At 40.2% G+C, this 6742-nt stretch carries 6 protein-coding genes; 1 reads left to right on the top strand and 5 read right to left on the bottom strand.

From position 1 onward, the window contains the following. On the bottom strand, nucleotides 1–1304 hold a 1304-nt coding region (locus tag I6N95_RS15350), incomplete at its 3' end, for a hypothetical protein (protein WP_209529543.1). A gap of 359 nt (nucleotides 1305–1663) precedes the next feature. Between I6N95_RS15350 and I6N95_RS15345 the strand changes: the two genes are divergently transcribed. Further along, entirely contained in the window at nucleotides 1664–1996 is a 333-nt protein-coding gene (locus I6N95_RS15345) for a hypothetical protein (RefSeq protein ID WP_209529541.1), read from the top strand. Between the two features lie 433 nt (nucleotides 1997–2429). On the opposite strand, the gene I6N95_RS15340 is transcribed toward I6N95_RS15345, so the two are convergent. The 4 genes from I6N95_RS15340 to I6N95_RS15325 are packed head-to-tail and all read right to left on the bottom strand — an operon-like array spanning nucleotide 2430 to nucleotide 6740. Next, complete coding sequence (locus I6N95_RS15340) at nucleotides 2430–3260, bottom strand: carbohydrate ABC transporter permease (RefSeq protein ID WP_209529540.1); 831 nt, start codon at nucleotides 3258–3260, stop codon at nucleotides 2430–2432. After that, on the bottom strand, nucleotides 3260–4177 hold the full coding sequence (locus I6N95_RS15335; RefSeq protein ID WP_209529538.1) for a carbohydrate ABC transporter permease: 918 nt from the start codon (nucleotides 4175–4177) through the stop codon (nucleotides 3260–3262). The genes I6N95_RS15340 and I6N95_RS15335 overlap by 1 nt, the downstream gene beginning before the upstream one ends. A gap of 9 nt (nucleotides 4178–4186) precedes the next feature. Next, a complete protein-coding gene (locus I6N95_RS15330) occupies nucleotides 4187–5476 on the bottom strand; it encodes an ABC transporter substrate-binding protein (RefSeq protein WP_209529536.1) in 1290 nt (429 codons plus the stop codon). A gap of 49 nt (nucleotides 5477–5525) precedes the next feature. Continuing rightward, nucleotides 5526–6740 (bottom strand): M20 metallopeptidase family protein, encoded by a 1215-nt coding sequence (locus tag I6N95_RS15325; RefSeq protein WP_209529534.1) that lies wholly within the window; start codon nucleotides 6738–6740, stop codon nucleotides 5526–5528. Between the last annotated feature and the right edge of the window lie 2 nt (nucleotides 6741–6742).

The raw sequence follows: 6742 nt of genomic DNA, 5'->3' as shown, positions 1-6742 counted from the left end.
ATACTAAAGACATATTCTTCGTTAACAGAGTCAGCATGATAGGTCGGCACCTCTATACGATAGTAATCTTGATCATTATAGATGTGCTCAAAGCTTCCTAAGAGTTCCTGATTAAAGTCTAAAGGCTCCGCTGTTCCGAAACTGTTATTAGCATCGTGTTTGGTAATACTTCGATCAACTCTTAAAGTGTAGCTCCCTGTTTTGGTTGAGTAATAACCAGCAGTCTTGACATAATAGGTACCAGGTTCTAGCTTCTTAGTAAAGGTACTCGTATACCCTTGAAGCTGGCGGGCGCTAGCGATGTGCTTTTTACTAGCATCATACAGCTCCAAAATAGATCCCGTTGCATTAGAACCTGTCAAACTAAAGACATATTCTTCGTTAACTGAATCAGGTTGGTAATTAGGTATATTCACTTGATAATAGATGTCCTTCCCATCACCTGAAAATTCTCCTGGTATGTCTTGATTAAAAAATACTAATGGAGTATCTAGTTGCTGCTCTTTTACATTACGATTTTGTGAGTCATTCAATTTTTCAGGTGTAATATTAGTTTTAGAATCAGTATCATCAGTTTTTTCTGGACGCTCCTCTTTATTTTCTAGTGAAGATGGTATCACCTTCTCATCTGTTTCTGTTGTTCCGATTGTTTCATTCAGCTGCTCAGACAATTGGAGGCTTTCCAAATTGTCGCTTTCTTGATTGTTTACTTCCATCTTCTCGAATAATAGATTTGTTTGTTCGTAGATATTAGTAACTTGGCCAAAATTCATATGTGAGAAATCAACTTGAGATAAAAGACTTTCATTTTCCTGGTTAGTCTTTTGGGGAGAGCTAAAATTAACCGTTACATTGGAAGTCTTTCCTAATAATTCTGTCCCTATTTTAATAAGGGTAATAGGAACTTGGTTCGTTGCACTGAATTTATACATACTGAATTGTTCAACTATTTCACTCGATTCCAGATCGTACTCACCCGTTACAAGATTCTGATAAACCAAGCCAATCAGGTGCTGATCACTTACGATTGGATAATAGGCAATTTCATTTAAATCTTCTTCATAAAAGAATACCTTAAAAGGTTGTTGTACAACATAATCTTCATGACTAAATTCATTTTGCATTTTTAAGAATTCGTTTTCGAAATTTGGATCAGCCTCTGCTTTATATGTGTACAAAGGCGATACATTTTGGATACTTAGGTTATCATTAATAAATTCAATTGCCTCAACAGTTGTTGGTAAATATTGACCTAGAAGAAATGCTATTAACAATAATTTAATCCCCTTAACAATATACTTCATTTAATTCCTCCTCATTCAATTAGGTAGTTAGTTTCTTTAATAGTATAGCTTACCATGTCGAACGTTCGTTAAACATTCGTTTTGAGGTCGCTTTTAAGAAAAATGTTATTATTGTGCGAAAAAATCTTATACAACAAACTTTCGCTCTCATATTGCAAGAGAGCTTCTTTGCCAATTCTTGTCAAAACTTATATCAAAATCAAATCGCCATAAACTATTGTTTATGACCCGCTAAACGTACACCTTTACAAAATGTCTAATCTCAAACATTTGTTTTAATTGAGCAGGCCACAGTGAAGTGATACAATTTAAGTGTATAACAGTCATTTTGATAATTAAGAATAGGATGAGATTATAAAATGAAATTGTTTGACAAATTATTTGGTGGTAAAAAGAATAGCCCAAAAGAACGAAATGAAATTGATAATGAAGAATTGAAAGAACTTTTGGCAAATACTGCATTAGCACAATTGGAGAATGGGAAAGATTATGACAGTTTATTAGGCACTACTGTTGATTTTGGCTACTTATTTGACATTACTGACCACGGAATTGAAGCATTATTTAAAATTACGACAGACAAAGGAATCTTTTATTTTGCCGCTCAAAAACAATCTGTTCTCAGATTGAATTTCACCGAAGACTTGTTTAGATCAACGACTGAAAGGTTTTTAGAATTACACCCAAAATAGTTGTTGATAAGCTTTAAGTCCACTTACCTAAAGAACTTACTTGGCTGCTTGAACTAACCACTGAATACTATGTAATAAACAAAATGTATCTGAGAAAAATATCAGGAAAACCAGGAAGAAGCACAAAAGATTTACTAAAGCTGATGGATTACTTCGAAGAAAAAAGTTCGAGTAATCAGCTTAAAAGAAAAATGTTCTAGCAATTACCCATATAGGATGTTTTTTTGAGAAGAATAGCTGACTGTTTCTTATCTTGTTTATTTTGAGCTTTATCTTTAGGAAATGAGGCAGAACTCTTCCCAATTAGGATAGGAACTTAAAACTAGTTCGCAGCAAATAATCACACATAAATACAGCCAATCAATGAACCCTCTCATTGATTGGCTTATATCTTCATGCTCATAAACAGACACTAGTTGTTCACCAGTCTCCCCTATTCCTTAATCCCTCCTGCCGTCACGCCGGCAATAATATAACGTGACAAAAACAGATAAATTAACAACAACGGTAAAATCGTCAGAGAAATCCCCAAATACATACTGCCAAATTCTGTTCGGTAAACATTGGTCTTTAAGAGTTGAACCAGCATTGGTAAGGTGTATTTCTCGGCATCATTGATCAAAATCAGCGGCATAATAAAATTATTCCAGGTTCTGACAAAGGTAAAGATCGCCATGGTTGCCAGACCGGGCTTCATTAATGGCAGGATGATTCGGTGAAAAATCTTGATCTCCCCTGCCCCATCTAGGCGAGCTGAATCTGCTAGGTCCGGGTGGTAAATTGTCTCTAAGTATTGCTTGAGAAAGAACACCGTCGCAGGTGATGCCAAAGATGGCAAGATAATCGGCAAGAAACTGTTTAGCAAATTAAGTCGCAACATAAACTGATAAAAGCCGATCAAACTAATTTGCGGCGGAATCATAATCAAGCCCACGACTAAGGCAAACAAACTATTTTTCCCTTTAAACTGATAGGCCGTTAAGGCGTATGCGGCAATGGCTGAACTGTACAAGGTTAAAATGGTTGAGAAAAAAGCAATCACGAAACTGTTCTTAAATCCTTGAAAAACATTAAAGCCTTTACTCGTTAAAGCTTGCCAGTTATAGGCCAGGCTACTTCCTGGCAAGAGAGACAACCCTTGTTGGATTTGTTCCGCTGAGCGAGTAGCGTTGACGAGAACGACCCAAAAAGGCAAGAGGCTCAATAATGTCAACAAGATCAGCAAGGTGTAGATCAGATATTTTTGAAGCTTCTCGGCTGACATTAGGCACCTCCTTTGACTTGACGTTCTTTAAACAAGCGAAACATTATCAGGCTAAGCACCACTGAAATCAGTAAGAGAATCACCGAAGCCGCTGAGGCCATGTTAAGATTGCGATTGCCTTCAAAGGCTTGTTTGTAGATGTACATCGTGACAGTCAAGACACTATTATCTGGATTCCCACCGGTCAGTAAAAAAGGAATATCAAAAATCTGTAAGCCCCCAATCAAGGAAGTTACCATGGTATACAGCAAGATCGGTCGCAATAAGGGAATCGTGATATAACGAAACAGTTGCCGATCGGTGGCCCCATCGACCATGGCCGATTCAAACAAGGTATCGCTAATACTGAGTATGCCTGAAATCAGCACAATCATGGTTTGACCATACCACATCCAAAACTGGATGAAGGCCACAATCCCTCGTGTGACGCCAACTTGGCGAAAGAAGTCAACGGGCTGATCAATGAGCTTCAAGCCCTGTAGCACCAAATTCATGGGGCCCATGGGATAACTAAAGAGGGCATAAAACAGCACGGCTACTGAGGCAGCCGTAATGATATTCGGCAAATAAAAGACGATTTTAAAGAAACCTGTCCCCTTCAGCTTTAACTTAAGACTGGTAAACCACGCCGCCAAAACTAAGGATAAAAGAATCTGCGGCAAAAAATTCATGGTCCAAATGATAAACGTATTGGCAATTGATTTACGAAAAAGCTCGTTGTTAAGCAGATTAAGATAATTTTGACTGCCAATCAATTGAAAATCCGTTTGCCACCCACGCAAATCAGAAAAACTTAGGACAATTGTGTATAAAATCGGGTACAATTGAAACACCACAAAGCCGATTATAAAAGGCAACAGAAACAAATAGGCATAACGATTATAACGCTCAAAACCTTTGGCTTTCGTTTTCACCATATGGTCCTCCTACTTCATCTTGATATCGGGATAACTGTTTTGTACGGCGGCCTTAAAGTTGGCAATCGCCGTCTCCTTGTCCACTTCGTCCTTAGAATAAGGGATCAAGGCTTCATCCTGATACAACGTGTCAATGGTCCGATCATACTCCGTAATGGTCTCAGCCGAAATCGTTTCAATCATCTTGGCAAATTCTTCGTAATGGTTTTGCCCGCCAAGAAAGTCATTTTCAAATTCCCCTTTGACCTTATCGACTACTTGACGATTGGAGACCACGTCACCGACTTCTCGGGTGTACGCTTCCAGGAAAGTCGCATCTGTGGTGATGAACTTAATGAGTTCGGCAGCTTCTGCCTTCATCGTTGATTGTTGGCTGATGCCAACCCAAGTGCCTCCTGAGAAATAAGCGGCCGGCCCTTGAACCATTTGCCAATCGCCAAAGGTTGACTCGCCTGACTCAGCTTCTGAGTTGGGCTGTAGCCAATAGTGTAGGCCCCATGTCGGCAAGGGATACCCCATAATGGTGTCTGAGGCCATCCCTGCGTACCAGGCTTCTGAGCGGTATTCGGTGTCTAATGTTAGTTTTTCAGAAACCAACTTTTTGCCTAATTCCATCAAGTCAATCATTTGTTGATCCATGTACAATTGATCGTCCTTGACCCAACCAGTCTTTCTTAAGACTTCAAAAGGATAAAGTAAATCGCTGACACTGGAGATCATGTAGACCTTGCCTTTTGATTGTTCTTTCAAAAGTTTGGCCGTCTCATAAAACTGATCAAAATCCGTGACCAATGCTTGAAACTCAGCTGGTGAGTCGACCTTTAAGAACTCTTTGGCCAAGCTAGCCCGGTAGAAAAAAGCACCGGGAGTGGCTTGCCACGACAGGGCCCTTAAAGTGCCGTCAGCTGAGGTGCCGACTTCTTTGATGTACTCATAAGTATCTTTGGAGGCCTGATCTAACTTAAGGGCATCTAAGTCGGCCAACAAGCCTGATTCCACGTATTTCTTTACAAAAGATGATTCTAAGGCAACCACATCTGGCGCTTTATCCGTGCCAATAATCGGGTCAAGCTTGGTTTGAAATTGATCACTCGGGGTGACCACAAATTTAATCTCATAATTCAAATCAGGATGTTCAACTTGATAATAATCCTTGACCATGGTTTCGATCTCATCTGTAAAAGTCCAAACCACCAATTCTTTTTTAGTTTCGCCACCACCATCTCCTTGATTTTTACCACAAGCCACTAGCATTGTTGCTAGCATCACCATTACCAATAATGTCATTCTTTTTTTCATGGTTGTTCTCCTTTTCCTTTGACTCAAGGCTACTTGCCTGACGGTGTGTTTAACCAGCTCTTTCATCATCTGATTCCACCATATTCGTTAGACGAACAGCGTGCAAATAGGTCTTAGCAGCTGTCACAATGGAAGCAGGCGAAACGTTAAATTTGGGATGGTGATGAGGGTAATCTTTGGTCAGGCCCCCACTGCCAACAAAGACGTAACAGCTTGAAACACCTGTTTTACTGTATTGGGAAAAATCATCCCCGGCTAAAGTCGGTTCTATTTCACGACTTTTCGCCTCCATTAAGCCGGCCTGCAAACCTTTTTTGATTTTTTTAGCATAATAAGGATTATTTATCAGGGGATAAGCTTCTGGTCGACTGGCAAATGTCACCACACCCTTTCCGCCATAGGCCTGACAAATATCATGGGTCAAGCTTTCAATTTTGCCATAGAGAAATTCCATGTCTGTCAAACTCAAAGCTCGTAGGGTTCCTTTAAGTGTTAAGCTTTCAGGAATCACATTGTAGCTATTGCCACCATGTAGTGAGGTGACAGACACAACTCCGGTTTTAATTGGTGCTAGATTACGAGAAACGATGGTTTGTAAACTGGTAATCAGATTGGCTCCGATCACTATTGGGTCGATGGTCTCCTGTGGCATGGCCCCATGACCGCCTTTGCCCTTAATCACAATGTCAAAAAAATCGCCGGCCGCCATTAATGCGCCTTCATTTACGCCAACTAAGGAGGTGGCTAAGGGTGTCCATAAGTGTAAACCAAACAAATAATCCACATCTTGTAGCACCCCTTTGCTGATAAACAGATTGGCTCCTTTACCTACCTCTTCAGCTGGTTGAAAGAGGAAACGCAAGCTCCCCTTTAGCAGATGACGGTGTTGGCTTAAAATTTTAGCCGCGATCAAAAGAGCTGCCATATGACCATCATGACCACAGGCATGCATCTGCCCCGGATGTTCTGAGCTAAAGGCCAAGCCCGTTTCCTCAGTGACAGGCAAGCCGTCAATATCAGCTCGAATTGCCAAGCGTTTGCCGAAAGTCTCTGAGGTCAGCTCGGCCACCAATCCCGTATCAGAAACCCGGTAGCTACTAATTCCAGGTAATTCTACCAAATAGTTTTCAATATAATCTGTTGTGAAAAACTCCCTAAAGGCTAGTTCTGGTATACGGTGGAGATCCTCTCTTATCCTCAACAATTCTTCCCTGTGACGATCCACTTCTTGGTTTAGTAAGTCGATAAGTTCTTTTGTTTTCATTA

Origin of the sequence: Vagococcus allomyrinae (assembly GCF_017829975.1) — a bacterium.
In the GTDB taxonomy this organism is placed as follows: domain Bacteria; phylum Bacillota; class Bacilli; order Lactobacillales; family Vagococcaceae; genus Vagococcus_D; species Vagococcus_D allomyrinae.
The sequence above is the reverse complement of the archived record's forward strand: the minus strand, read 5'-3'. Positions and strand labels throughout refer to the sequence as shown.

What these genes read in the sequence shown, in the direction of transcription:
- I6N95_RS15345 (WP_209529541.1), top strand. Translation starts at nt 1,664, where the DNA reads ATGAAATTGTTTGACAAATTATTTGGTGGTAAAAAGAATAGCCCAAAA.
- I6N95_RS15340 (WP_209529540.1), bottom strand. Translation starts at nt 3,260, where the DNA reads ATGTCAGCCGAGAAGCTTCAAAAATATCTGATCTACACCTTGCTGATC.
- I6N95_RS15335 (WP_209529538.1), bottom strand. Translation starts at nt 4,177, where the DNA reads ATGGTGAAAACGAAAGCCAAAGGTTTTGAGCGTTATAATCGTTATGCC.
- I6N95_RS15330 (WP_209529536.1), bottom strand. Translation starts at nt 5,476, where the DNA reads ATGAAAAAAAGAATGACATTATTGGTAATGGTGATGCTAGCAACAATG.
- I6N95_RS15325 (WP_209529534.1), bottom strand. Translation starts at nt 6,740, where the DNA reads ATGAAAACAAAAGAACTTATCGACTTACTAAACCAAGAAGTGGATCGT.